The sequence below is a fragment of the Streptomyces sp. NBC_01176 genome (genome assembly GCF_045039825.1).
Taxonomy (GTDB): Bacteria; Actinomycetota; Actinomycetes; order Streptomycetales; family Streptomycetaceae; genus Streptomyces.
The window spans coordinates 8,666,227-8,689,313 of record NZ_CP108600.1; the positions used below are offsets into that span (position 1 = coordinate 8,666,227).

Here is a 23,087-nt window from a genome sequence, read left to right on the forward strand (position 1 = left end):
CCACACCGGCGGACGCCTCGACGACGCCGCGCTGATCGCGACCGCCGCACGACCGCTCCGCATCCAACCCGCCGCCACGGACGATCATCCGTGGCGGCGGGTTCCGTCACGTCTCCAAGACGCGCACCGAGTCGGGATGCTCGGCCTCGCCGGGTGAAACGCTCTCCGAGGACATCCCCGTGCCCACCGCCGCCGGCGAGCGCCGTCAGTGCGTGTCCCATGCTGGTGGTTTTTCCGGCCGCCTGATGGCCGCTCCGGCCGTCTGGACCGGGCCCGGCTGGATCGATCCGGGCCTGGCGGCCGAGGACGGCACCGGAGCGTCCACGCGTCCAGCGCCATGTGAACCGACGATCGATCCGGCGAAGCAGTCTCGTAGCCGCTCATCACTCAAAGAGATCAACTCCCGCCGGGGTGGTGCTGGGCCCTCGGGGCTGGGAAATCAAGCCGCCGGCCGCCTTCGCCGGCAAGCAGCACGCGGGCGGTGTCCCTACGGTGGTGCCATGGCGGTGAGCATCGGTAGCAGGCCAGGGCGTGGCCTCCGCGGCAGGCCCTCTGACGTGGCAGTGGCATTGGGGCTGTTCGTGCTGTCCGTCGTGGCCGCCTCCATCATTCCGCGCGAGCACCGCTTCGACCTGAGATGGCCTGCCGTCCTGCTCGCAGCCGTGGGCTGCCTCGCGCTGCCGTGGCGCCGCCGGTACCCCTTTGCCGTAGCGGCTTTGGCGGTCAGCTGTGGGGCGGCGTTCCAAGTGCTCGGGTTCCGCGAGAGTCCGCTGGTGACAAGCCCGGTCATCGTGTCGGTCTACTCGGTGGCCGCGTTGACCGACCGCCGTGCCGCCTGGGGCGTGGCGGCGGCTTCGGCTGCCGTACTCGTCGGGGCGGAGGTGGTGTACGAGCCGGGTTCGTGGCTGCATCCGGGCAGCGCCGCGATGCTGGCGTGGACGGCGCTGCCGGCGGCGGTCGGGGACGGGGTGCGCTCGCGCCGTGCCTATATCGCGGCCGTGGAGGAACGCGCGGAACACGCGGAGCGGACCCGTGAACAGGAGGCACGGCAGCGGGTGGCGGCCGAGCGCGTCCGGATCGCCCGTGAGCTGCACGACATCGTCGCCCACAACATCGCCCTGATCAACGCTCAGGCCGGCGTCGCGGTCCATGTGGGGAAGGAGCGGCCCGAGCAGATCCTGGCCGCTCTCGTGGACATCCAGAAAGCGAGCCGGTCCGCGCTGGACGAGTTGCGCGCGACCGTGAGCCTGCTACGCCAGTGCGACGACGGCGATGCACCGCGGGATCCGATTCCGGGCCTGGCGCAGCTCCCGGATCTCCTGGCCTCGTTCGAACGCGTCGGTCTCTACGTCCTGTGCACCCGGAGTGGAGATGCCCATCCGCTGGCGCCCGCGGTCGATCTGGCCGCCTACCGCATCGTCCAGGAGGCTCTGACCAATGTGCGCAAGCACGGCAGCGCGGACAAGGCGCGGCTGCACCTGAGCTTCGGACGATACTGCTTGACGGTCACTGTCGAGGACGACGGTTGCGCGATCCCGCACGGGCCGCAGCAGGGAACCGGCCATGGACTGATCGGCATGCGAGAGCGGACGGCCAGCGTGGGTGGGAACCTCACCGCGCAACCGCGGCCCGAGGGCGGATTCACCGTGATCGCTGAACTTCCCCTGCGTTCCGCCACGGTGGAGGACGGTGCGACGCCGGAGGCAGTGCCGGGGAGCCGGACATGACGATCGGCGTTCTGCTCACCGGCGCCTCGATGAGCGGGCCCGCTTCCGTCCGGACTTCCCGTACCAGGCAGCCGTTCTGAGCCCTCCCGCTCGCCGCGGCCGCCCATGAAGTGTCACTGGGCTGTCCGTAGGCCGAGTTGGGGTGGCGCAGGCCGCAGAGGACCCGGCCGTGCTCGTCCTGGAGTGGTGATGTCCGAGCGCGTCGGCAACTGTCAAGGCGGGCCGCACCAGGGAATGTCGGCGGACTGCGGTGCCCACGGGGGGCCAGGGGCTGATCACCTGCCCGCACGCCGTGCACCGCCGCCTGCCGCAGCGGGCGGCACCGTCGTACTTCTCTCGCGCCATCCGCGACCGCCCGCGCGGCCGCAGCATCCGGGCGTCGTCCCCGTGTCCCGGCGGGCCAACGCGCTCGCCCACGTCGCGGGGGCCGGCGCGGCGGCAGGCCACCGTCCTTCGACCACGAGGCATACGAGCGGCGCGACGCCGTCGAGCGGCGCGACGCCGTTGAGCGGCGCGACGCCGTTGAGCGGCGCGTCGAAGCAACGGCGCGGTCCCGCCGCCCGGTACGACAAGACCGTCGCCATCCGCCTCGCCGGCGTACTCATCCGGTCAGCACGATGAACCGAACGAAACGGCCTAGCTGTTCGGGGCGTCGAAGCGCACCGAGCGCACTTCGAGCTGATCGGTGGCCGGGTTGCCGTGCGCTCGAAGCCGCCACTGGGCACCCGTGCAGTTCGAGCCGCGGTAGACGGTCACGGGGGTGTCGGTCCGGTTGTGGGGGCCGTAGCCCGCGGGCACCTCGTCGTCGCCGACCGCGTAGAGGTCGATGCACTTGCCGCTGTGCGGATTGTGCAGGGTCACCTGCTCCTCGTGTCCGAGGTCGGTGACGTACTTGTACGTGAAGTCGCCGGTGGCCGCCAAGGCCGACCCCGGCAGCGCCAGGACCAGGGTGAGGGCGCCGAGGGCGGTGGCGACGGTGTTGCGGGCCCGACCCTAGGAGCACCGTCCCGTGGCGAATCGATCCGCCTCGGCCCCACCGCGCGGCGCGTCCACGCAGCATTGCCTCTTCGGTCGATCAGCCGGACCGCCTGGCGCCCGTAGTCGGCGCGGCCGAAGGTCCGGCGGCAGGCCGCCGGACCTTCGGCCGTGATCCCCCCGGCAGCGGAACACCGTCGAACGGTGCGTGGACAGGCGCGGGTAGAGGAGTGGCCCCGGCTCCCGACACGACAGGACGGACGCCCATCCGGCTTGATGCCGCGCCTGTCAGGTCCTTCCACGCCCCACCGCCGCCCGGCCAGGTGCAACCTCGGCGGTGAGCCGGTCGGCACGCGCCTGATCCTGCCGGCCTGATCCCGGCCGCCCCCGGATCAGGCCGGGCGGGTGGCGGAGATGCCGCCGTCGACGTAGAGCGTGATGCCGTGGACCATGGTCGCGTCGTCGCCGGCGAGGTACAGGACGCCCTTGGCGATGTCGTCCGGCCGGACGACGACGCCTGCCGGAGTGGTGGCGGTCATGGCGTCGAGCGCGGCGCGGGCCTGCTCGTTGCCGGGCGTGAGGGTCGCTCCGGGCGCGACCGTGTTCACCCGCACGCCGCGCGGCCCGTACTCCGCGGCCCAGCTCCGGGTGAGCTGCTCGTCGGCGGCCTTGGTCGCGCTGTACATCGCTCCGTAAGGAGTGCCGAGACGCGCCATCCAGGAGCCGATGGTGACGATGACACCGCTGCCCCGCTCGGCCATGGCCGGAGCCATCGCGGCGACCAGGACGTGCGGGGCACGGATGTTGACCGCGAGCATGGCGTCGAGGTCGGTGTCCGGCAGGTCCTCGGTCAGCGTCGCCGGGTAGATGCCGGCGTTGTTGACCAGAATGTCGACTCGGCCGCCGAGTGCCTCCGCGGCCTGTGCGGCGAAGGCCCGCAGCTGCTCGTAGCTGCCTGCCAGGTCCGCCGCGACGAAGTCGGCGCGGCCGCCGGCACCGCGGATCTCCTTGACGACCCGCTCGCCGCTGCTCCGCTGCCGGCCGCTGACCACGACGTGTGCGCCCTCGGCCGCCAGGACGCGGGCGATCGCCTCGCCGATCCCGCTGGTCGAGCCGGTGACAACGGCGGTGCGGCCGGTGAGCCGGGAGCCGGGGACGGTAGGGGTGCTGTCGTTCGTGTGAAGTGAAGAAGTCATGGGTCCCTTTCTAGGGCGGCCCCGGGAGCCGGGCCAGGACAGGACGAACCTGGGCACGGCAGGACCACCCGGGGCGCCGGCGGCCCGCCTACCCTGGAGGAATGTCACGCGACCGCTCCGCGCTCGGGGCGTTCCTGCGCTCCCGCCGGGACCGCCTCACCCCGTCCCAGGCGGGCATCGAAGCGTTTCCCGGTGCCCGGCGGGTGCCCGGGCTGCGGCGGGAGGAACTCGCCGTGCTGGCCGGCCTGAGCCCCGACTACTACAGCCGCCTCGAACAGGGGCGCCAGGCCAACATCTCCACCGAGGTGCTCGACGCACTGGCCCGCGCGCTACGCCTCGACGAGGTCGAACACGCGCATCTCCACGACCTCGCCGCACCCACCGCGCGGCACCGCACCGCGAGCCCGCAGGCGGCCCAGCGCCCCGATCCCGGGCTGCTGCGGCTGATGCGCACGCTGGACCATGTCCCGGTGCTGCTGCTCGGCCACCGCGGAGAGGTCCTGGCCCGCAACAACCTGCTGACAGCGGTACTGGGCCGCCCGCTGGAGCCCGGGGCGTCGTTCGTCCGCTTCATGTTCCAGGACCTGGTCGCACGCGAGCGGATCATGAACTGGGCCGACTTCGCCTCGGCCACCGTCGCCACGATGCGCAGGGAGATCGCCCGACGCCCGTACGACAACCTCCTCACGGTGCTGGTGGACGAGTTGCGGATCACCGACGGCGATTTCGCCCGGTGGTGGGACGACCACACCGTCCGCGACTACGCGTCGGTGACCAAACGCGTCGAGCATCCCGCCGCCGGCCCGTTGTCCTTCGACATCGAGATCGTCTGCGCACCGCACGAGCCCGACCAGCGGCTGGTCGTCTACACGACCGAGCCCGACTCTCCCACGGCCCGCGTCCTGCCGATCCTGGCCAGCTGGAACGCGGCGCCCAGACCCTGACCGGGCCGGTACGCGCCGCCGCGGCGAACGCCGCCGACCGCCCAGGAGGCCGGTGAAGGCGGCGCGCGGGTCGGAGAGTTCCTCGACGGTCCGGCCGGCGGTGTCCCGCGGTACGACCGCTGCGGTCCGGCGTCGCCGTCGGCGCCGTCCAGCGCGGTCACGGCGGTCACGCGGGAGGTCCGTCCGAGGCCGTGGCCGGATCTTGCCGGGACGCGCCGGGGTGGTGTTCGGCGTCGGGGATTCAGAGCAGCGACTCAGTGAGTGCGGCTAGGTGCTTGCGGTACTCCGGGTCGTACGCCTCGGACGCTGCCCGCGCCTCCTTCCGGCCGTCGAAGTACCGCCCGGTGACGCCGCCCAGTTCGGGAGCGTCGACCAGACGCCGGGTGGCCGCCACTCCCGTCTCCTGTAGGACGCGGGGTGGAGGCTGTTGACGGTGATGCCGCTGCCGGACAACTCCTCGGCGAGGTCCAGGCCGTGACTGATCAGGGCCAGCTTGGACCGGCAGTAGGCGGCGACATCGGTGTAGGCGCGGGTGAGTTGCGGATCGTCGAAGTCGATCGGCTGCTGCCCGACCGAGGCCACGTTGACGACGCGGGAGGGCCTCGCCCGGCGCAGGAGCGGAAGGAGTTCCCGGGTCAGGAGGACGGGCGCCAGGTAGTTCACGGCCAGGCGCAGTTCGTGTCCGTCCGGGGACGTCAGCCGGCTGGTGCCGGCGGCGTGGAAGCCGACTCCGGCGTTGTTGACGAGCACGTCGAGCCGGTCGTGCGCGTCGGCGACGTCGGCGGCGAGCCGCCGGACCTCGGCGAGCGAGGACAGGTCGGCCCGGTAGGTCTCGGCGCCCGTGGCCGCGGCGACCTCCGACAGACGGCCCTGGTCGCGGCCGTGCAGCAGCAGGGTGTGCCGGCCGTCGGCGGCCAGGTCCTCGGCGAGAGCGCGGCCGAGGCCGTCGGAGGCTCCGGTGATGAGGATCGTTGCCATGTCGTACACCTTTCGGGTCGGGCGGCACGCGGGTGCCGCCCGACAGGGGTTGCGTGAAGGGATGTGCGTCCGGGGGACGGCCTCAGGGCCGGCGGACCGGTTCCGGCGCGGGGCTGCCCGCGGCGTCCGACGGCCGGTACGAGGCGGAGTCACTGAGGGATCCGCTCACACCGAAGCGGGGGAGCGCCGCGACCGGAGCGAACGCTCCACCGGCGAGCGCGAAGCCCAACGTGAAGCGGCTCTCGGCGGCCGGATGGTGGCCCGAGGAGCCGGCGGCCGGGACGAGCGGGGGCGAGCGGGGCGCCGGCCACCGAACCGCCCACCGGGCGGGCGATGGAGCCGCTCCACTCGTACCCAGACCGCTGCCGCGATCGCGGCGGCGGAGAAGCAGCCGAGTGTGCGGCCCGAGGTCCAACCCCATACGGTGCCGCGCGCCAGCGGGAGTGACAGGGGGACTTCCATGGATGAGTGGAACGTGCCGGGCTGCCCGCCCGGGTCAGCCGAGGGTCTTCAGCAGGGCGGCGGCCAGCGGCGCGGAGGAGGCGGGGTTCTGCCCGGTGTGCAGGGTGCGGTCGACGACGACGTGCGGCGCCCACGGTTCGCCCGCCGAGTAGATGCCGCCGAGGGCGACCAGCCGCTCCTCCAGCAGCCACGGCAGTCGGTCGGCCAGTCCGGTCTGCCGCTCCTCCGCCGCGCTGAAGCCGGTGAGCCGGTAGCCGGTGAACGGCGAGAGACCGTCCGCGTCCTCCGTGGCGAGCAGCGCGGCCACTCCGTGGCAGACCACGGCCAACGGTGTACCGGCCGCGTGAACGGCGCGCAGCAGTCCGGCGGAGTCGGCGTCCTGGGCCAGATCCTGCAGCGGCCCGTGACCGCCGACGTAGAAAACGGCGGCGTACCGGCCGGGGTCGACATCCGCCAGGGTCAGTGGAGTGCGGAGTTCGGCGGCGGCTTCCACGGCGGCCGCGACAGCGGCGGCGCCGGCCGGGCCTCCGTTGACCTCGGGGGTGAGGCTGACGGGGTCGGCCGTGGGGACGACGCCGCCCGGGGTGGCGACGGCCACCCGGTGGCCGGCCTCGGTGAAGGCCCGGTACGGGGCGGTGAACTCCTCGGCCCAGAAGCCCGTGGGGTGCTCGGTGCCGTCGGTCAGCGTGACGTGGTCGGTGCCGGTCAGCACGAGAAGGATCTCTGACATCTCGGGGTACTCCCTGGTTGGCCCATGGCCCCTGCTCTTCAGGGGGCGCGGGGTCGTGGCCGCCGGTGCACGGCGGCGGAACGTCGACGACCCTAGATCGCCCTTCCATCAGGAAACCAATAGGATCCTTGACATGGGTCATCAGGAATCCGATGAAAATGCCGCCCGGTCCGGTACCGGCCGACGCCGGGCCGTGGCCGAAGTCGGCCAGGACGAGGCACAGGGGGCCCGCTCGATCGCTCCGACTGCCGGCGGGCCCCTCGACATCGGATTGCTGAGGACCTTCCTCGCCGTTCACCGGGGCCGCTCGCTGACCACCGCCGCCCGCGTGCTGGGAATCTCCCAGCCCACCGTGACCGCGCAAGTGCGCGCTCTGGAGCAGCAACTGGGCCGTCAGCTCTTCGAGCGGCTTCCCCGCGGAGTGGCCCCCACCACGGTGGCCGACGAACTGGCCGGGCAGATCGCCGGGCCGCTGGATGCCCTCGCCGAAGTCGCCGACCGCGGCCGTACGGGGCTGGACGCACCGCCGGAGCCGGTGCATCTGGGCGGCCCCGCCGAGATGCTGTCGGCCCGGGCGGTGCCCGCCCTGGCGCCGCTCGCGGACCGCGGCGTACTGCTGCGCGTCACCCACGGACTCGCCGAGGACCTGCTCGAGGGGCTGCACACCGGACGTTTCGACCTGGTCCTGTCCGCAGTGCGGCCGCGCGGCCGCACGCTGGTGTCCGTCCCGCTGATGGACGAGGAATTCGTCCTGGTCACGTCTCCGGCGTGGGCCCGGCGGATCGGACCGGTCGACTGCGACGACCCGGGCCCCCTGCGCGGCGTCCCCCTGGTGGCGTACGCCGAGGACCTGCCGATCCTGCGCCGCTACTGGCGCCATGTCTTCCGGACCCGCCTGACCGCTCGGCCCGCCTTCGTCGTACCGGACCTGCGCGGAGTCCTGGCCGCCGTGACCGCGGGAGCGGGGGTCACGGTCCTGCCCCGCTACCTGTGCGAGACCGAGCTGGCGTCCGGCGCACTGGTGCCACTGCTCACGCCGGACGACCCGCCCATCAACACGGGGTTCCTGGTGGAGCGGGCAGGCGCACCCTCCCGCGCGCCGGTCACCGCCGTCCGGGAGCAACTCCTCACGGCGGCCCGGTCCTGGTGACGGGGGCCGCCCCCGCGTGCTCCCGCTGTCGGTCTTCTCGGCGTGCTCACGCGCTCCTCCACGCAGGTCGTGTCGCGGGTCGTATCGCCGCCGTGGCCCTGGGACCGTCACCGCATGACGCGCTACGAGCCCGGGTTCCGACACCCATCGGCCCGTGGACGGCATGACCGGCGGTCCGGAAGCGGTGGTGGCACAGTGGCTGCATGTGCGGCCGCTACGTCTCCACTCGCAGCCCGGCGGACCTGGTCCAGCTCTTCCAGGTCGCCGACCGGCGTCCCGAAGAAGCGCTGGCACCGAACTGGAACGTCGCCCCGACGGACACCGTGTGGGCCGTCCTCGAACGCGCGCCCCGCGAGCAGGAGGACGCCGCGCCGGCGCGGCGGGAGCTGCGCACACTGCGCTGGGGCCTCGTCCCGTCCTGGGCGAAGGACGTGAAGATCGGCGCACGGATGATCAACGCGCGGGTGGAGACCGTGCACGAGAAGCCCGCCTTTCGCCGGGCGTTCCTCAAACGCCGCTGCCTGCTGCCGGCCGACGGCTTCTACGAATGGGAGCAGGTCAAGGACGAGACCACCGGCAAGGCCCACAAGCAGCCGTACTTCATCCACCCCGAGGACGACCAGGTGATGGCACTGGCCGGCCTGTACGAGTACTGGCGCAACCCCGAGATCAAGCAGGACGACGACCCGGACGCCTGGCTGACGACCTGCACCATCCTCACCACCGAAGCGACCGACGCGGCCGGCCGCGTACATCCCCGCATGCCCCTCGCCCTCACACCCGGCCACTACGACGCCTGGCTCGACCCCCACCACCAGGACCCCGCCGACCTGCGCGCGCTGCTCACCCAGCCCGCCGACGGTCATCTCGACACCCGGCCGGTCTCCACCACCGTCAACAGCGTCCGCAACAACGGCCCACAACTCCTGGACGAGATCACCGTGTAGGCGCGCGACCGCGGCGATGGCCGCAGATCAGGGCGCCGTACGACGCACCGTGCCCACGGCGGTGCTCGGCCGGCAGCGTCAGGGCGAACGCGTCCCGCCGGCCAGGCGGTCCAGCACTCTCACCTCTGTGGCCTTCGTATGAAACTGATGCCGTGGCGGAACGCAGGATTGTGCGAGGGACGTGCGCATGCCGGGCGAATCCCCGGACGAGCGAACCCGTTCGAGATGCCGTTCGGAGTCATGGCACCATGTTCGACATGACGACGAACCGAAAGGTCCATGCCGCGTAGACGGCCAGGACACATCCGGGCCGGCAGCTCCCGCCGCCACCGGAGACCCGACGCAAACCCCGTCATCGACGGCCTGTCCTCGCGTGCACTGTCCGAGGTCTACCGTCTCGAGCGCACCCGGAATTATCTGCAGCCAGGCGACGTCAGCGCGGCCGTGCGCTTGTGGAAGGACTACGTCCGTCGTCCCGAGCGCGAGCTGTGGCACGACCACGAGTGGGGCAACGTGCACTGGTACTGCTGCGGCAATCCCCTTGAAGCGCGTGCTCTTCTCGACGCCGTGACGCAGGCCCTGTCGCCTCGAACTGCCCGCGAACTCCGTCAGATCGTCAGCAGGTGTGATGACGTCTGGAACCAACCGTCACCGCCGTACGACGCGGGCAGAGGACAAAAGACGAACTGAGAAGCAGTCTCTCAACCGAAGTGCGATCGCTGATGCCCGCTGGTCAGGCGGTGCCGCCGAGACGTGGCTTGTGTGTCCAGGCCTCCTGACTGTCGGTCAGGTGGCCCTGGTGGCCTCGGGCGATGTGGACCGTGCCGTCCGGGAGGTGGGCGCGGGATGCGGGGTGTGGCGGCGGATGACGGTGTGGGCCCGCTCCGCGGTGGCGAGGGAGGCGAGGATGAGCACGGCGCCTATGGGGCCGAGCCGGTGAGCGCCGGTCCATGCGATCCCGGCCTGTCCAACCAACGGTGCGAGGGAGACGCCGACGTACAGGGTGGCCGAGTTGAGGCCGGTGAGCATGGGTGCCGAGGCGGGCATGACGCTGATGAGGCGGTGCGCCTGCGGGGTGAAGAACCTGCGCCATCACCACGAGAGCGAGGACGACGACCTGTGGCCTCGGATCGTCGCGACCGGCCAGCCGCCGCGCACGAGCTCCAGTCGCTCAGCGAAGAGCATGAGCGACTCGACGCGGCACTCGACCAGTTGGCCGCCGTCGCCCTGAACGGCGGCGGCACCGACGGCGATCCGAGCGGGACGGCCAGACCCCGCACCGACCATGACGGGGCCAGTGACGCAACAGTGCGTACCGCGTTGCACGCCGCGGCCGTGACGGTACGCGGCACTGTGTCCGACTGCCTGGCACACGAAGAGCCGAAGAAACTGGAACGGATCCTGCACAACCCGCAGGTCTCCCTGGCCTATCACACCCGTGAGCACGGCTTTGCCGCGAGCAGCTCGTACGTGCTGGCCCAGGGAACCGCGTCGGTCGACCTGCGCCCCTCGCGGGAACGTCTGGCCGAGCTGATGCGGGCCTCGGTGCCCTTCCTCGGAGAAACCAGGCACGGGCCGCTGTGGGACTGGCTACTGCGCGAATACCACCAAGAGCGCGTCTTCGTCGACGTCGAGCTCGAACGTGTCGCCGTGTGGGAGGACTTGGCAGCCCGAGGTGCAAGAGCGGTCACGGGCACCACCTGGCCGCAACCACCAAGGGAACAGACGGCACCGAAAAACGGTACCGGCCCACGCCTCGACGTCACCGCGGTCGCGCGGCGGATCCGCCGGCTGCCGCATCGACTGCTGGCCTACCGAGGGGCGGACGGATTTCCGGTCATCGTCCCGGTGAGAGTCACGGGCCACGACGGCGCGGGACTGCACCTCGACGTACCACGTGGACTGCTCCCGCCGGGCGGCCGTCGAGCCGGCTTCCTCGCCCACGCCTTCGAGCCGCAATGTGTCGGCCTGGGAATGCGGACGCTCACCGGCTGGGTCACCGTCACGGAGGAGGGCACCGTCTACGCACCTCACACATCAAAGGGGTTGGCCGCACCTCCGTTCAAGAACCTGCTGACCGTCTCGAACGGGCTACTGGCCAAGTACGGGCTGTGGCGTGCGCGGCGCGACGGGACGTCCGCCCGCCTTCAGGACCTGGTCGTGCGCGGCCCGGCGGAGTGAGTCATGCGGCCCCCAGGGACACTCGGGGGCCGCATTGCCGAGGGCGCCTCTCGTCTCGCCCGGCTCCCCGGCTATCTTGTTCTGTCCTGAACAGGCCAGGGAGGTCCGCACCGTGAGCAGTACCTTGTCGCCCTTTCCCGAGCGGATCGAGCTCTCGGGGGAGGGCCTCGTCCTCCGTGACTGGACGGAGGCGGACCTGGCCGCGATGCCGGACCTGTTCGACCACCCCGACATCGCGTACTGGACACCGATCGTCTCCCCCTTCGACGAAGCGGCCGCCCGAACACGGCTGGACCGGGACCGGCAGTTGCGGGCGGAGGGCACGGCCATCCTGCTCGCCATCACCGTCGACGGCGGCGCACCTCTCGGCGAGGTGATGCTGCGGCGTGCCCCCGAGGGCACGGAGATCGGTTACGCGGTCGGCCCGGCGCACCGTGGCCGGAGTCTGGCGTCGCGGGCGGTGCGGGTGATGGCCTCCTACGCCTTCGAGCAGCTGCGCACGGAGCAGGTGATCCTGGAACTGGAGGCCGAGAACGCCGCCAGTGTCGCCGTGGCTGCCAAGGCGGGCTTCGAACTGCTCGACGTGCCGCTGGTCACGGGGGAGGAGAAGGGGCGCCCCTACGCCCTGCAGACGTGGGGTCTGAACCGCCCCTGAGCATGGATGTCCTGATGAACGGCTGCCGGCGGACACCCGCACGATCCGCCGGACGAGCGTTCACGCTCCCCGCCACGCGCCCCGACCGCGAACGCACTCGGTGACCGATCGGCTGCGGGCGACGCTCGGCGGCGGGGGATCTTCGCTGGTGGGCTGTCCTTGACGGTCATCTCGGTGTGCGCGTGCACACGCGAGCCGGCCCACGAGATGCCTTTCGGCCGCCCGATGCCCGTCCGCGGCCGGAGCTGCTGTCAGTCGCGGCAGTCCGTCGTCGAGCGACCTACCGGGCGCAGCGGTCTTCGGTCCTCTTGGTGCGTACGTCGGGAAGGGCGAGCTCGGCCCAGATCGTCTTGCCGTCGGACCGTTGCCTGGTCCCCCAGTGCTCGGCGATCTGCGCGACGATGAAGAGCCCGCGCCCTCCCTCGTCGAGCATCCGGGCTCGGCGCAGGTGGGGCGCGGTGTTGCTGCCGTCGGACACCTCGCAGATCAGGGTGTCCTCACGGATGAGCCGCAGCTGTACCGGCTCGGACCCGTAGCGGATCGCATTGGTGACCAGCTCGCTGATGACGAGTTCCGTGGTGAACGCCATTTCCTCCAGATCCCAGCCGGCCAGCCGGGACGAGACGAGGTCGCGGGCGCGGGCGACGTCGGCGAGATCGTCGGTCAGGTTCCACGCGGCGGTGTGCGTGCCGTCGAGTTCCCGGGTGCGGGCGATGACGAGGGCGACGTCGTCTCGGGAGCCGTCACCGACCACCGTGTTCAGTACGTGGTCGCACATGTCCTCCAGCGCGGGGATCGGCTGGGACAGGGCCTTCTGAAGGTGCTCGAGGCCTTCGTCCAGGTTGTGTCCGGGAACGTCGATGAGACCGTCGGTGTACAGGGCGAGCCGGGTGCCCACGGGCAGTTCCAGTTCGGCCGTCTCGAAGGGGAGCCCGCCCACACCCAGCGGAGGACCGGCGGGGATGTCGAGGTATTCGACGTTCGATCCCGGACGTATGACAGCGGGTGGCGGATGGCCGGCCCGGGCGGCCGAGCAGCGGCGTGAGACCGGGTCGTAGATCATGTACAGGCAGGTCGCCACGGTCTCGCCGGTATCCGGTCCGGGATCACGGCTGCCCTCGCGGACCTCACTCGTCTCGAGGCGGTCCCGGGTGCGGGTGACGACGTCGTCGAGGTGGGTGAGCAGTTCGTCGGGCGGCAGGTCGATGTCGGCAAGGGTGCGTACGGCGGCACGCAGCCGCCCCATCGTCGCCGACGCGTTGACGCCGTGGCCGACGACATCGCCGACCACCAGGGCGACCCGGGCTCCCGAGAGCGGGATGATGTCGTACCAGTCGCCGCCCACGCCCGAGTACGGGCCCGCGGGCAGGTAACGCGTGGCCGCTTCCAGTGCCGGATGTTTCGGCGCCATCGGTGGGAGCAGGCTGCGTTGAAGCGCCAGGGAGGTGTTGCGCTCGCGGGTGTAGTGGCGGGCGTTGTCCACGCACACCGCGGCTCGTGCCACGATCTCCTGAGCCAGGAGGAGGTCGTCGGCGTCGAAGCGCTCCCGGGCCGGGGAGCGGGCGAACAGCGTGCTGCCGAGGGTCACGCCGCGCGCGCGGAGGGGGATCGCCAGCGCGGAGTGGGGCGCGTTCGTGCCGACGTGGCCGGGATCGGCGGGCCCGGAAGCGGACGAGACGGTCCCGGTGATCTCCAGCAGCACGGGTTTGCCCGTGCCCAGACCGAGGGTTGCCTCCGCCCCCTCCCGGTAGACGACGGCCTCCCCCGGACGCACACCCCGCAGAGCTGCGGATGAGCCCGATTCGGCGCTCCGGCGCAGGACGACGTCGCCGATGCCAGGTTCCAGGACGGGTTCCTCGCCCTCCAGGACACTCTCGAAGAGGTCCACCGTGGCGTGGTCCGCGAAACCGTTCACCACGACCTCGGTCAGCTCCTCGGCGGTCCTCGTGGCGTCGAGGGTCCTTCCGACGCGACAGCTGGCCTCACCGAGCACCATCAGCCGCTCGCGAGCGACCATGAGTCGCCTGAATCGTCTCTCTCCCGCGATGCGGAGGCGGCAGACGGCCACACTGATGCCCAGCGCGACGGCCAGTGCCGTGATCATCGTGATCTGGTTGGTGTGGCCCACGTCCGGGAGGAGAACTCCGTAGACCGTGATGGCCGCGGCCAGGTTGAACAACCCGACGATCAAGGTCTGTCGCACCGACAGGAGAGCACTGGCCACGACGGGGATCAGGACGGCGTACTCCGCTATGCCCATGATGTGCAGGTCAGCGGCAGCGAGCGCCAGTTGCGCACCCGAGACCAGGACGACGCTGAGAAGCAGGATGACGAAGCTGTTGACCGGCCGGTGGGGGAGTCCGGAGGTCTTTGTCCCACGGAACGTCCGGGAGACGGGGGCTACGGCGCGTTGCGGCTTCTCCTCCGCATGCGCCCTGGACACGCGGCCCACGGAATCACTCCCCTCGGAGGACGCCATTTCCCGTCCATTCTAGTTTCCATTTAGATGCTCATTGGCCTCTATCTTGCGCTGATGGGGCGCTCCGAGCCCGGTCCGGGAGCGGCTTGTTCCGGGAGGTGAAGCGGACGGTGTTCAGTGACCGGCGGGTTCAAGGGGCAGGTCGCGCAGCCATGCCGCGAGGGCGGTGCCGATCTCGTCGGGGGCGTCCTCCTGGACGAAGTGCATTCCGGGAACGGTGAGCTCGCGCTGGTCGGGCCAGGTGCGGCACAGCTCGCGGGCCTCGCCGGTGAGGAACATGCCCGGCTCCGCGTTGACGAACAGCTTCGGCACCCGTGTGGTGCCCAGCCACGCGGCGTTGGCCTCGACGACAGCGGTGACATCGGCGGGCTCGCCGTCAAGGGGCAGCTCGCGCGGCCAGACCAGCAGCTGGCGGCGCGCTTCGCCGGGCTCGCACCATGGGCGGCGGTAGGCGTCGAGTTCCTCCGAGGTGAGCTCGCGCAGCACGCCGCCGGGAAGGAATTCCTCGATGAACACATTCTCGTCGAGGACGAGCCGTTCACCTTCGGGGCCGCGGATGCGTCCGATGAACTCGCCGCCGTCAGCGAAGTGCGCCGGTGTCAGTGGCGCCACGATCGCTTCCATGTAGGCGATGCCGCGCACGGCGTCCGGATGACGGCGCGCCCAGTCGAAGCCGAGGACCGAGCCCCAGTCGTGCACCACGAGCACCACGCGCTCGCGGACGTCGAGCCGCTCCAGCAGGCGTTCCAGGAAAGCGGCGTGGTCGGCCAGGCGCATGCCCTGCCCGGGAAGGGGGTCGGAGTCGCCCATTCCGGCAAGGTCGGGTGCCAGGCAGCGCCCGAGCCGGGTGAGGTGGGGCATCACGTTGCGCCACAGGTAGGACGAGGTCGGGTTGCCGTGGAGGAAGACGATCGGGTCGCCTTGCCCCGCTTCGACGAACGCGATCCCGGTGCCCCCCACATCAATGCGCCGCTTCTCGCCGGCCGCAGGGCTCATCTCGACTCCATCCCGTCCACCTGTCGGTGGTGTTCGCTCTACCGTCATGGCAAGAATGGCGCACTTATGTGCCATAGCGCGCATTTTGCCGGGGTGAGCGACGGGCGCGACGCCTGGCGGTCGGGAGGCCGGACGACCTCGGTCGTCCTCCCCCAGTCCGGCGAGCCGAGGTGCGCGTGGGGGCCTGGGTCGGCGGGACGGGCCGGTGTCATCGGTCGCGCGGCAACGCGGACGGGGCTCTTGATGCGGCCTGCGGAATCGCACACACCGTCAATTACCAGGTCTTTGTTCGCCAGTGTCCCGTTTTCATCTGTTACGCACCGAAGGGCGCTCTGGTGGGAAGCGGGAGGGTGGCGCGGTCCGGGCGTGCGGGGAGCTGGAAACCGCTTCCATGGCGACGGTCAACGGATGGGTGCCCTCTCCCGCGAACCGGGCGCCACGGCCCGCGGGAGTAGTTGAACGTTGCAGGTGACCGTCACGGAAATGTCCGCATACAGCAACATGAAACGGCGCAACTCCCCTTGAGTCCGGCGAGCGTCCAGGCTGTGGGTTCTCGGCACCAGCCGGGATCCGCACACCGCCCGCTCCAGCCGTCCCTCACCGGTCGGCCTGTGGGCTCGTACTCAGGGGAGCTCTCATGTCTTCTCGTTCGATCCGCCGTATCGCCGCCGCCACGCTCGCGGCCGGCGCCGCCCTCGGCGCGGCCGCACTCCCGGCCTCCGCCCAGTCCAGTCCCGTCCAGGCCGCCGCGTACCGCTCGGGTGTGGTCATCGGCAGCGTGCAGCACGACTCCCCGGGCTTCAACGACCGCAGCAACCGCTCCCTGAACCGGGAGTGGATCGATGTCACCAACACCTCCCGCCGCAGCGTGAACCTCGACGGCTGGACCCTGTCGGACAGGGACGGCCACACCTACACCTTCCACCACTACCGCCTTGACGGCCGTGCCACGGTCCGCGTCCACACCGGCGTCGGCCGGGACACCTACCGCGACGTCTACCAGGACCGTCGCACGTCCGTGTGGGACTGGCGCTCGGACACCGCCACCCTCCGCAACGACCACGGCCGCTTCGTCGACGACGCCTCCTGGGGCGGCCGTCACCACCGTGGCCACGACGGCGACCACCGGGGCGACCACGGCCACCGCCGCTGACCCCGTCCCCCGGTGACCGCGCAGCCGGTCACCCCCGAATCCGATGAGCGCCTGGCGGCGCGCAGTGGCTCAGTCGGCCACAGCGCGCCGCCAACGCGCGTTGTGGCCGGTGAAAGTGAAGAGCTGTCTGCCGGTGCTCCCCGGCCGGGACGGGCCGATGACCGGCCGCGGTCGCGTCCTCAGGAACTCCCGCATTGATGGGCGGCTGGAAGTGCCGGGCATCACCAGCCGGGTGAACGACTCAGTGCTTGTCGACCGCCGAGGCCCAGTCGAGGTTCACACCCATCTGGGCGTACATGGCCGTGTAGCCGACGTAGCAGTTGAACTTCTCGACCTTGCCGTCGCGCAGGTACCAGAAGTCGGCAGTCGGCGCGTCGATCTTCGCGCCGTTCGGCTCGACGGTGCCTGCCGGTGACTGCAGGGGTCCCTCGAACGTGCCCTGGATCGACAGCTCGATGCTGACTTCGTCGCCGTTCACGGTGATGCGCTTGAGGTTGCGGTGGACATCGGGGAAGAGGTTGGCCATGTAGGGCAGGACGTCACCGAGCGCCTTGCCCCGATAGGCCTGGCCGGCGACCTCGTCGTTGAAGACGCCGTCCTTGGCGAAGCTGTCGGTGAACGCGTCGACGTCAAGGCTGTCGCCCTCCGCCACGTGGTACGCGTTCAGGACGACGGCGAGATTGGCTATCTCGTGCCTGCTCAGGTGGCGGTTCGTGAGCGGCAGCTTCGACAGCTCGCGAGGAGTCAGGCCCGCGTGCGCCTTCGAGTTGCCGACGGCGTGGACCCGCGCCCTGTCGGCGACTGGGCTCGCGGCCTGTGTCGGCGCGGCGGCAAGGGCGAGACCACTCAGGCTCGCGACCGCGGCGGTGGTGACGATCGTCTTCCATCCGAGCGACTTCACGTCGTGTTCCTCCTGGTCGGTTCTCGGGATCGGGTGATCCGTCGAAACGGTTGAGCACCATGGGCGGCGCTTTCAAATCAAACGATCGCTTGACATTATGCGCGCCGACTCGAGCCTGTCAAGCGAATGTTTGATTTATGTGTCGAGGTGCCGTGCCTCTGGGGCGCGTCGGCCCGGCGCGTCGACTGACGGGTCATCAGTAGGCGGTCAGGAAGGTTCCGTCGTCGCGGTTCACCTTCGGCGGCTCGCCTCCGCCATGCGAGTCGCTGCTTGACAGTAAAATCAATCAGCTGTTTGAATACTGCCCATGGCGACGGAACGCACGGATCAGCGCCGCGAGGCCGGCCAGCGGACGCGGGACGGCCTGCTGGCCGCCGCGGTGGAGCTGCTCGCGCAACGCGGCCCGGAGGGGGTGACCCTCCGTGAGATCACCCACCACGCCGGAGCCAACGTCGCCGCAGTGAGCTACCACTTCGGATCGCTGAAGACGCTGTGCGATGCGGCGATAGAACATGCGCTGGAACAGTATCTCGACGCGCAGATCAGCGCGGTCGCCTCGCTCGGCGCCACGTCGAGCATCGAGGACCTGGCCGCGGCGTTCACCAGGCCGATGATGCACGCACTGATGACCGGCGGACGGGACCTGGCGGTCATGCGGACCGTGGCGCGAGTCGGGATCGACCCCCCCGAGGGCTGGGACCGGCTGGGTGCGAAGTTCCTGCAGTCCCGGCGGGACGTCGTCAGCAAGCTCTCGGCGAACCTTCCAGGAGTCGGTGAACAGGAGTTGGACTTCCGTATCCGGTGCGCCGCCGGCCTGCTGAACTGGCTCGCGCTGGCGCCCATCGGCGCCGAACTGGCCGCCGAGCCCCCCGAGCAGATCGAGCGGTGGTTGGTCCCCGTGTTGGCCGGGGCGTTCCGCGGCTCCCCGAACCTCGGCTGACCTGGGCCGGACGATCGGTCGCGCGGGGCCGATCACATGTCGGCGGTGGGCGAGTTGGAACGCGGGGCGAGCTGGATTGCCTGCTCGGGCCGCCGACTTCCGTGCGGTGATCGAGGAGACCGGCAGGACGGTCGAGGGATCAGACGAAGTGAGGTGCGGGGGGTGAACCCATTGTCGTGGAGCGCCGAGGTGATGAGCGGGCTCAAGGTGTGGCAACGGGTGGTGTTGATCGTGTGCCTGTGTGCACTCACGCTGCCGTTGTGGTTCGCCGCGAAGAACACCTACCGGTTCATCGACGGTCACCACACGTTGACGGAAGGGTATGTGCACTGCGACTGGGACGGCCGGTGCCAAGGCGCGTGGCGGCTGCCCGGCGGGCAGCTGGGTCGGGGTGAGATCGACGGTCTGACCTTCGAGGACGATGAGGAGCGGGTGACGGGCATATCCCTTTTCGCGGGCGCGGATTGGGCTGTGGCCGACCGCTCCGACCTGGCCGTCCGTGCGTCCCTGGAAGTCGTCGGCGCTGTGATCGGCGCGGCTCTGGTGGTCTTGACCGCCTGGCTGAAGTCCTAGAGATCTTCGATGCGGTGTTCTCGGCACCGAGCCCCGTTCGGCCTTCAACTTCCCGGTCACACAAGGGAGATGCCCTGATCGCGGCCCTGTGCGACGTGCTTCAGCGCAGGGGCGTGTGGCGCTCGGAGGCTGCGACAAGACTGAGGACGATCTTGCCTCGCGTGTGCCTCTTGCCCAGCTCGTCGTAGGCAGCCCGCACCTCCTCAAGGGGATAGACCCGGGCGATCGGCACGGAGAGCAGTCCCTGCTCGACCAACGAGGCCAGCTCCTCCACCAGTTCGGGTGTGAAAGCCTGTTCCTGGGCCTGGTGTCGGACGTCGTGGCGAGCAACCGCACGGCCGTCCGCGATGGTGTTGATGCGCCGCGGCTGCACCCCCAACGCGATGGCGACGTCGACGTTTCCGCTGCCGAAGGTGTCAATGAAGGCGTCCACGCCGTTTGGCGCCACCTCGCGGATACGGTTGGACAACCCCTCACCGTGGAGCACCGGGACAACGCCGATGGAGCGAAGGAAGTCCGAGTTCTGCCGCCCCGCGGTGCCGATCACGCGGGCTCCTCGCAGAACGGCGAGCTGGGCGGCGAGCACTCCCACGCCGCCTGCGGCCGCGGACACCACGACCGTCTCACCCGCGGCAGGTGCGACCGCGTTCACCGCGGCCCACGCCGTGACGCCGACAGCGGACAGTGGTGCGGCCTGCTCCCAGGCGATCCCGGCAGGCTTGCGCGCCGCCACCGTTGCCGGAAGCACGACATAGTCCGCCTGCGCGGCCCTGGGGGCGTAGCCGATCACTTCGTCTCCCACGGCGAACCCGCTGACGCCGTCACCGGTCTCGGCGACCCAGCCGGCGAAATCGTTGCCCTGTCCTTCGGGAAACGCCGCAGGCCAGAAGTCGGCGAAGACTCCTTCGCGGATACCGATCTCGCCTGGATTGATCGGCGCCACCACGGTGCGGACCAGGATCTCTCCCTTTCCGGGGGAGGGCCGTTCCACTTCGGCGATCTCCAGTACCTCGGTGCCGCCGTAGCGAGAGAACTTCACTGCCCTGGGCATCGCGTACTTCCTCTCATGTCACGGCCGACGCTGACGCTATATCGCCTACTTGCAGAGGGCGCAGAGACCCGCCATGGGCCCCGCCACGGCACGAGGCTGTCAGGCGCCGGCCCCCTCATTGGTCCGTTCTCGCCTCGCAGCTACCCGCCGCGCACGGAGCGGAAGCGGCCACAGGGACATGGCGACGCGGAGATCTCGACCGCGAGGGTGTCAAGACGTGTGGGTGAGGAGTGGTTGCCCGCCGGCAGGCGAAGGGGCTTGAGTCTCCCGTAGGGGGAGACGCGAAGGTGGGGGCATGGACGGCGACACGTACTACTCGATCGGCGAGCTCGCTCGGCGGACCGGTCTCACGGTCAAGACCGTGCGGTTCTACTCCGATCGCGGAATCGTGGCGCCGACGGACCGCAGCCCGGCCGGCTACCGCCTCTACAACATCGACGCCGTCGCACGCCTCGACCTCGTGCGGACCCTGCGCGAGCTGGGACTGGGGCTTCCCGTGATCCGCAAGGTCGTGGACCGCGAGCTCTCCCTACCCGAGGTCGCCGCGGCGCACGCCGAAGCACTGGCAGTGCAGATCCGCGTCCTGCGTCTGCGGCGCGCGGTGCTGACGGCGGTGGCCGAGCGCGGGTCCACACCCGAGGAGACAGAACTCATGCACCGGCTGGCCCAGCTCTCCGAGGACGAACGGCGACAGCTGATCGGCGATTTCCTCGACGCCGTCTTCGGCGGTGTTGACGCCGACCCCGCATTCGCGGGGGTCATCCGCTCGATGACCCCTGAACTGCCCGACGACCCGGAGGCGGAGCAGGTCCAGGCGTGGGTGGAATTGGCTGAAATGTCCCTGGAACCGGATTTTCGTGCCGCCGTGCGGCGGATGGCCGAGGACCAGGCGGCCGAGCAGGTCCGAAGCGACACGACGGGCCCGCGCCGCGACATCGCCGCAGCCGTTCGTGACCAGGCCGGCCCGGCCCTGATCGCCGGCATCGACCCCGCCTCACCCCAGGCCGATCCGGTCGTCGCGGGGTTCACCGCGTACTACGCGTACCTCCTCGGCCGCCCCGACGACGTGGAGCTTCGCCGCCGGCTGGCCGCTCGGCTGGAGAGCGTGAACGATCCCCGCAGGGAGCGATACCTCCAGCTGCTCGCAGTGATCAACGGTTGGCCGGCCCCGGAGAGTCCTGTTCCAGTGTTCGACTGGTCCGTCCGGGCTCTGCGCGTTCGGACACCGCGATGACGGGGCGGTCGCAAGGCGGTACGGGCCCGGCGCAGCCGGTGTCGGGTGAAAACGCCGCCGCATAGGATCGGTTGATGAGTACCCCCGTCGTACTTCAGGTGGCCGCGACGCCGGTCCTACCCCCTCTTGTTCTTCGCCCCTGGCGGCCGGAGGACGTCGCCGCACTGGTCGAGGTGAGCCGGGACCCCGCGTTGCGCCGGTGGACGAGTTCTGTCGTGGACAATGCCGCGGACGGGGCACGGTGGGTGCAGGCCCAGCAACGGAGCTGGGCAGCGGGGGACCGGTTCGGCTTCGCCGTCCTCGAAGCACAACCGGGCCCAGCCCACCCACAGTTGGTGGGCAACGTGGTCCTGAAGGAAGTCACCTCCGGCAAACCGGCGGCCGAGGTGGGCTACTGGACCGCGGCACACGCCCGCGGGCGGGGAGTGGCCCCCCGCGCTCTGGAAGCACTCACCAGGTGGGCCTTCGACACCTTCGCAGCCGACGGGCTGGAGCGTCTCGAACTCGTGCACCAGGTGGACAATCCGGCATCGTGCCGGGTCGCGCAGAAGAGCCGGTACGACCTGGACAGCATCCTGCCCGCGGCGCCGCCCACTTTCCCCCGCGATGGCCACGTCCACACACGGCACGCGAGTGCCTGATCCTCTCGGCCTCGGCGGATCGCCTGGGGCTGCTCGCGCCGTGAGTCGCGGCCAGGGCGTGCCCAGTGGGCGCACGGAGAAGGTCAGGCGGAAGAGGCCGAAGGCAGCCAGCAGGCTCACGGTCGGGTTCGGGCTCGGGAAGAACGTCGAACCCTGACGTGATGGGCCTGCGTTCCAAGGACCTCAGCTTGCAACAGGGGCGGTCGCCCAGCGGCGTGTGATCTCGCTGAGGGCGCCGGCCGCGCGCTCGGCGGCCGTTCCGTTCAGGCGCACCTCGGGGGCCAACTCGACGTGCAGGAACGGCACGTCCGCGGCGTCGGCGGCCCGGCCCTCCATGTTCGTGGAGCCCTCCACCGGGCACGTTCGCACCCAGGCCGAGCACACATGGAAGCCATGGGTGCCCAGGGCGCGGGCCAGCCTGCGGGCGTCCGAGCGGCCGGCCGATCCGGCGCCGGTGGAGGCGACCGCGTCGTAGCCGGGGGCGGTGGAGGCGGCGAAGCCGTGCAACTGGACCCCGGGCATCCCGCGGCGGACCAACTCGGCGCAGATGGCGTAGAAGACGGTGTCCCGGCGATGCGCCACGTCCGCGGAGTTCCCGACTCCGGCCTTGCGATGTGCTCCCGCCATCACCAGGATGCCGCCGGGGGAGTCGCGCAGGACCCGCACGCCGAGCTGCTCGGTGCCCTCGTCGAAGACCGGGTGCGGGACCTGGATCGAGAAGCGCGGCGTGTGCTCCAGGTCGATGTAGACGCGACCCCAGCCCCGCGGCGTCACGGCGTCGTCGGTGCGGTCGGCCACTTCCGCGTAGCGGCGTCCGGAGACCCGGTCGAGGACCGTGCGGACCGTGAAGTCCCGTTCGGAGAGCAACCGCTCGGCTTGTGCGCGGTGCCCGTCGACGAGCAGGCCGACCCCCTGGGCGATGGCCGTGCGGTCCCCCCGGCCGGGCTGCCGGTAGCCGTGGTCCGGACCGAAGCGGCTGGTGTAGTCCGCCACCTCCTGGGCGAGGTCGCCCCGCTGGGCGTCCCGGTCGGGACGGGAGTCGGCGGTGTCCGTGCCGCCCCCGCGGGTGGCGTGGAGCACGGCGGTCACAGCACCCGCCAGACCAGCGATGGCCAGCAGAATTGTTGTGATCGTTATGATGCGGGAGCGAGTGGCACTCATGGTCGTATCAAGA

21 protein-coding genes are annotated in these 23,087 nt (G+C 70.7%); 11 read left to right on the plus strand and 10 right to left on the minus strand.

Annotation, left to right across the window (positions count from 1 at the left end):
- Positions 1 to 179 precede the first annotated feature (179 nt).
- Entirely contained in the window at positions 180 to 1,727 is a 1,548-nt protein-coding gene (locus tag OG199_RS37685) for a histidine kinase (RefSeq protein WP_405833303.1), read from the plus strand.
- A gap of 636 nt (positions 1,728 to 2,363) precedes the next feature.
- On the opposite strand, the gene OG199_RS37690 is transcribed toward OG199_RS37685, so the two are convergent.
- A complete protein-coding gene (locus OG199_RS37690; RefSeq protein ID WP_405833304.1) occupies positions 2,364 to 2,648 on the minus strand; it encodes a hypothetical protein in 285 nt (94 codons plus the stop codon).
- 446 nt (positions 2,649 to 3,094) lie between these two features.
- Positions 3,095 to 3,898, minus strand: a complete 804-nt coding sequence (locus tag OG199_RS37695) for an SDR family NAD(P)-dependent oxidoreductase (RefSeq protein ID WP_405833306.1) — start codon at positions 3,896 to 3,898, stop codon at positions 3,095 to 3,097.
- 101 nt (positions 3,899 to 3,999) lie between these two features.
- Here OG199_RS37695 and OG199_RS37700 point away from each other — a divergent pair, with 101 nt between their 5' ends.
- Positions 4,000 to 4,842 carry a helix-turn-helix transcriptional regulator gene (locus tag OG199_RS37700; protein ID WP_405833308.1) on the plus strand — a complete coding sequence of 281 codons (843 nt, stop codon included), beginning with the start codon at positions 4,000 to 4,002 and terminating at the stop codon, positions 4,840 to 4,842.
- A gap of 267 nt (positions 4,843 to 5,109) precedes the next feature.
- Here OG199_RS37700 and OG199_RS37705 read toward each other — a convergent pair whose 3' ends face one another.
- Together OG199_RS37705 and OG199_RS37710 are read right to left on the minus strand one after the other, a co-directional pair.
- Positions 5,110 to 5,820, minus strand: a complete 711-nt coding sequence (locus OG199_RS37705; protein ID WP_405833310.1) for an SDR family NAD(P)-dependent oxidoreductase — start codon at positions 5,818 to 5,820, stop codon at positions 5,110 to 5,112.
- A gap of 496 nt (positions 5,821 to 6,316) precedes the next feature.
- The gene (locus tag OG199_RS37710; protein ID WP_405833312.1) at positions 6,317 to 7,012 is read right to left on the minus strand and encodes a type 1 glutamine amidotransferase domain-containing protein; all 696 of its coding nucleotides are present in this window, start codon (positions 7,010 to 7,012) and stop codon (positions 6,317 to 6,319) included.
- A gap of 133 nt (positions 7,013 to 7,145) precedes the next feature.
- On the opposite strand from OG199_RS37710, the gene OG199_RS37715 reads away from it, so the two are divergent.
- Together OG199_RS37715 and OG199_RS37720 are read left to right on the plus strand one after the other, a co-directional pair.
- Entirely contained in the window at positions 7,146 to 8,162 is a 1,017-nt protein-coding gene (locus OG199_RS37715; RefSeq protein WP_405833314.1) for a LysR family transcriptional regulator, read from the plus strand.
- A 203-nt stretch (positions 8,163 to 8,365) separates the two neighbouring features.
- Positions 8,366 to 9,109 carry an SOS response-associated peptidase gene (locus tag OG199_RS37720; RefSeq protein ID WP_405833316.1) on the plus strand — a complete coding sequence of 248 codons (744 nt, stop codon included), beginning with the start codon at positions 8,366 to 8,368 and terminating at the stop codon, positions 9,107 to 9,109.
- 786 nt (positions 9,110 to 9,895) lie between these two features.
- Here OG199_RS37720 and OG199_RS37725 read toward each other — a convergent pair.
- Positions 9,896 to 10,156: a hypothetical protein gene (locus tag OG199_RS37725; protein WP_356802543.1), complete on the minus strand. Its 261-nt coding sequence runs from the start codon at positions 10,154 to 10,156 to the stop codon at positions 9,896 to 9,898.
- Between the two features lie 72 nt (positions 10,157 to 10,228).
- Here OG199_RS37725 and OG199_RS37730 point away from each other — a divergent pair, with 72 nt between their 5' ends.
- On the plus strand, positions 10,229 to 11,290 hold the full coding sequence (locus tag OG199_RS37730) for a hypothetical protein (RefSeq protein ID WP_405833318.1): 1,062 nt from the start codon (positions 10,229 to 10,231) through the stop codon (positions 11,288 to 11,290).
- Positions 11,291 to 11,402: 112 nt separating this feature from the next.
- Complete coding sequence (locus OG199_RS37735) at positions 11,403 to 11,945, plus strand: GNAT family N-acetyltransferase (protein WP_356802539.1); 543 nt, start codon at positions 11,403 to 11,405, stop codon at positions 11,943 to 11,945.
- Between the two features lie 280 nt (positions 11,946 to 12,225).
- On the opposite strand, the gene OG199_RS37740 is transcribed toward OG199_RS37735, so the two are convergent.
- Entirely contained in the window at positions 12,226 to 14,388 is a 2,163-nt protein-coding gene (locus tag OG199_RS37740; protein WP_405833320.1) for a SpoIIE family protein phosphatase, read from the minus strand.
- A 150-nt stretch (positions 14,389 to 14,538) separates the two neighbouring features.
- Positions 14,539 to 15,420 carry a haloalkane dehalogenase gene (locus OG199_RS37745; protein WP_405833322.1) on the minus strand — a complete coding sequence of 294 codons (882 nt, stop codon included), beginning with the start codon at positions 15,418 to 15,420 and terminating at the stop codon, positions 14,539 to 14,541.
- Between the two features lie 637 nt (positions 15,421 to 16,057).
- Between OG199_RS37745 and OG199_RS37750 the strand changes: the two genes are divergently transcribed.
- Positions 16,058 to 16,573 carry a lamin tail domain-containing protein gene (locus OG199_RS37750; RefSeq protein ID WP_356799023.1) on the plus strand — a complete coding sequence of 172 codons (516 nt, stop codon included), beginning with the start codon at positions 16,058 to 16,060 and terminating at the stop codon, positions 16,571 to 16,573.
- 241 nt (positions 16,574 to 16,814) lie between these two features.
- Here OG199_RS37750 and OG199_RS37755 read toward each other — a convergent pair whose 3' ends face one another.
- Positions 16,815 to 17,474, minus strand: coding sequence for a nuclear transport factor 2 family protein (locus OG199_RS37755; protein WP_405833324.1), 660 nt, complete (start codon positions 17,472 to 17,474; stop codon positions 16,815 to 16,817).
- Between the two features lie 307 nt (positions 17,475 to 17,781).
- Between OG199_RS37755 and OG199_RS37760 the strand changes: the two genes are divergently transcribed.
- Both OG199_RS37760 and OG199_RS37765 read left to right on the plus strand, forming a co-directional pair.
- On the plus strand, positions 17,782 to 18,414 hold the full coding sequence (locus OG199_RS37760; protein WP_356799019.1) for a TetR/AcrR family transcriptional regulator: 633 nt from the start codon (positions 17,782 to 17,784) through the stop codon (positions 18,412 to 18,414).
- 162 nt (positions 18,415 to 18,576) lie between these two features.
- Positions 18,577 to 18,987 carry a hypothetical protein gene (locus OG199_RS37765; RefSeq protein ID WP_405833326.1) on the plus strand — a complete coding sequence of 137 codons (411 nt, stop codon included), beginning with the start codon at positions 18,577 to 18,579 and terminating at the stop codon, positions 18,985 to 18,987.
- Positions 18,988 to 19,087: 100 nt separating this feature from the next.
- Here OG199_RS37765 and OG199_RS37770 read toward each other — a convergent pair whose 3' ends face one another.
- A complete protein-coding gene (locus OG199_RS37770) occupies positions 19,088 to 20,038 on the minus strand; it encodes an NADP-dependent oxidoreductase (RefSeq protein WP_405833328.1) in 951 nt (316 codons plus the stop codon).
- Between the two features lie 295 nt (positions 20,039 to 20,333).
- Between OG199_RS37770 and OG199_RS37775 the strand changes: the two genes are divergently transcribed.
- Together OG199_RS37775 and OG199_RS37780 are read left to right on the plus strand one after the other, a co-directional pair.
- Positions 20,334 to 21,272, plus strand: coding sequence for a MerR family transcriptional regulator (locus tag OG199_RS37775; protein WP_405833330.1), 939 nt, complete (start codon positions 20,334 to 20,336; stop codon positions 21,270 to 21,272).
- Between the two features lie 74 nt (positions 21,273 to 21,346).
- Positions 21,347 to 21,913 carry a GNAT family N-acetyltransferase gene (locus OG199_RS37780; protein ID WP_405833332.1) on the plus strand — a complete coding sequence of 189 codons (567 nt, stop codon included), beginning with the start codon at positions 21,347 to 21,349 and terminating at the stop codon, positions 21,911 to 21,913.
- Positions 21,914 to 22,096: 183 nt separating this feature from the next.
- On the opposite strand, the gene OG199_RS37785 is transcribed toward OG199_RS37780, so the two are convergent.
- The gene (locus OG199_RS37785) at positions 22,097 to 23,074 is read right to left on the minus strand and encodes a hypothetical protein (RefSeq protein ID WP_405833334.1); all 978 of its coding nucleotides are present in this window, start codon (positions 23,072 to 23,074) and stop codon (positions 22,097 to 22,099) included.
- Positions 23,075 to 23,087 lie beyond the last annotated feature (13 nt).

Excerpts from the sequence above, each read along its gene's own strand:
- OG199_RS37720 (WP_405833316.1), top strand. The coding sequence starts at position 8,366 with ATGTGCGGCCGCTACGTCTCCACTCGCAGCCCGGCGGACCTGGTCCAG.
- OG199_RS37745 (WP_405833322.1), bottom strand. The coding sequence starts at position 15,420 with ATGAGCCCTGCGGCCGGCGAGAAGCGGCGCATTGATGTGGGGGGCACC.
- OG199_RS37770 (WP_405833328.1), bottom strand. The coding sequence starts at position 20,038 with ATGCCCAGGGCAGTGAAGTTCTCTCGCTACGGCGGCACCGAGGTACTG.
- OG199_RS37705 (WP_405833310.1), bottom strand. The coding sequence starts at position 5,820 with ATGGCAACGATCCTCATCACCGGAGCCTCCGACGGCCTCGGCCGCGCT.
- OG199_RS37725 (WP_356802543.1), bottom strand. The coding sequence starts at position 10,156 with ATGCCCGCCTCGGCACCCATGCTCACCGGCCTCAACTCGGCCACCCTG.
- OG199_RS37785 (WP_405833334.1), bottom strand. The coding sequence starts at position 23,074 with ATGAGTGCCACTCGCTCCCGCATCATAACGATCACAACAATTCTGCTG.
- OG199_RS37710 (WP_405833312.1), bottom strand. The coding sequence starts at position 7,012 with ATGTCAGAGATCCTTCTCGTGCTGACCGGCACCGACCACGTCACGCTG.
- OG199_RS37695 (WP_405833306.1), bottom strand. The coding sequence starts at position 3,898 with ATGACTTCTTCACTTCACACGAACGACAGCACCCCTACCGTCCCCGGC.
- OG199_RS37760 (WP_356799019.1), top strand. The coding sequence starts at position 17,782 with ATGGCGACGGAACGCACGGATCAGCGCCGCGAGGCCGGCCAGCGGACG.
- OG199_RS37700 (WP_405833308.1), top strand. The coding sequence starts at position 4,000 with ATGTCACGCGACCGCTCCGCGCTCGGGGCGTTCCTGCGCTCCCGCCGG.
- OG199_RS37780 (WP_405833332.1), top strand. The coding sequence starts at position 21,347 with ATGAGTACCCCCGTCGTACTTCAGGTGGCCGCGACGCCGGTCCTACCC.
- OG199_RS37715 (WP_405833314.1), top strand. The coding sequence starts at position 7,146 with ATGGGTCATCAGGAATCCGATGAAAATGCCGCCCGGTCCGGTACCGGC.
- OG199_RS37750 (WP_356799023.1), top strand. The coding sequence starts at position 16,058 with ATGTCTTCTCGTTCGATCCGCCGTATCGCCGCCGCCACGCTCGCGGCC.
- OG199_RS37775 (WP_405833330.1), top strand. The coding sequence starts at position 20,334 with ATGGACGGCGACACGTACTACTCGATCGGCGAGCTCGCTCGGCGGACC.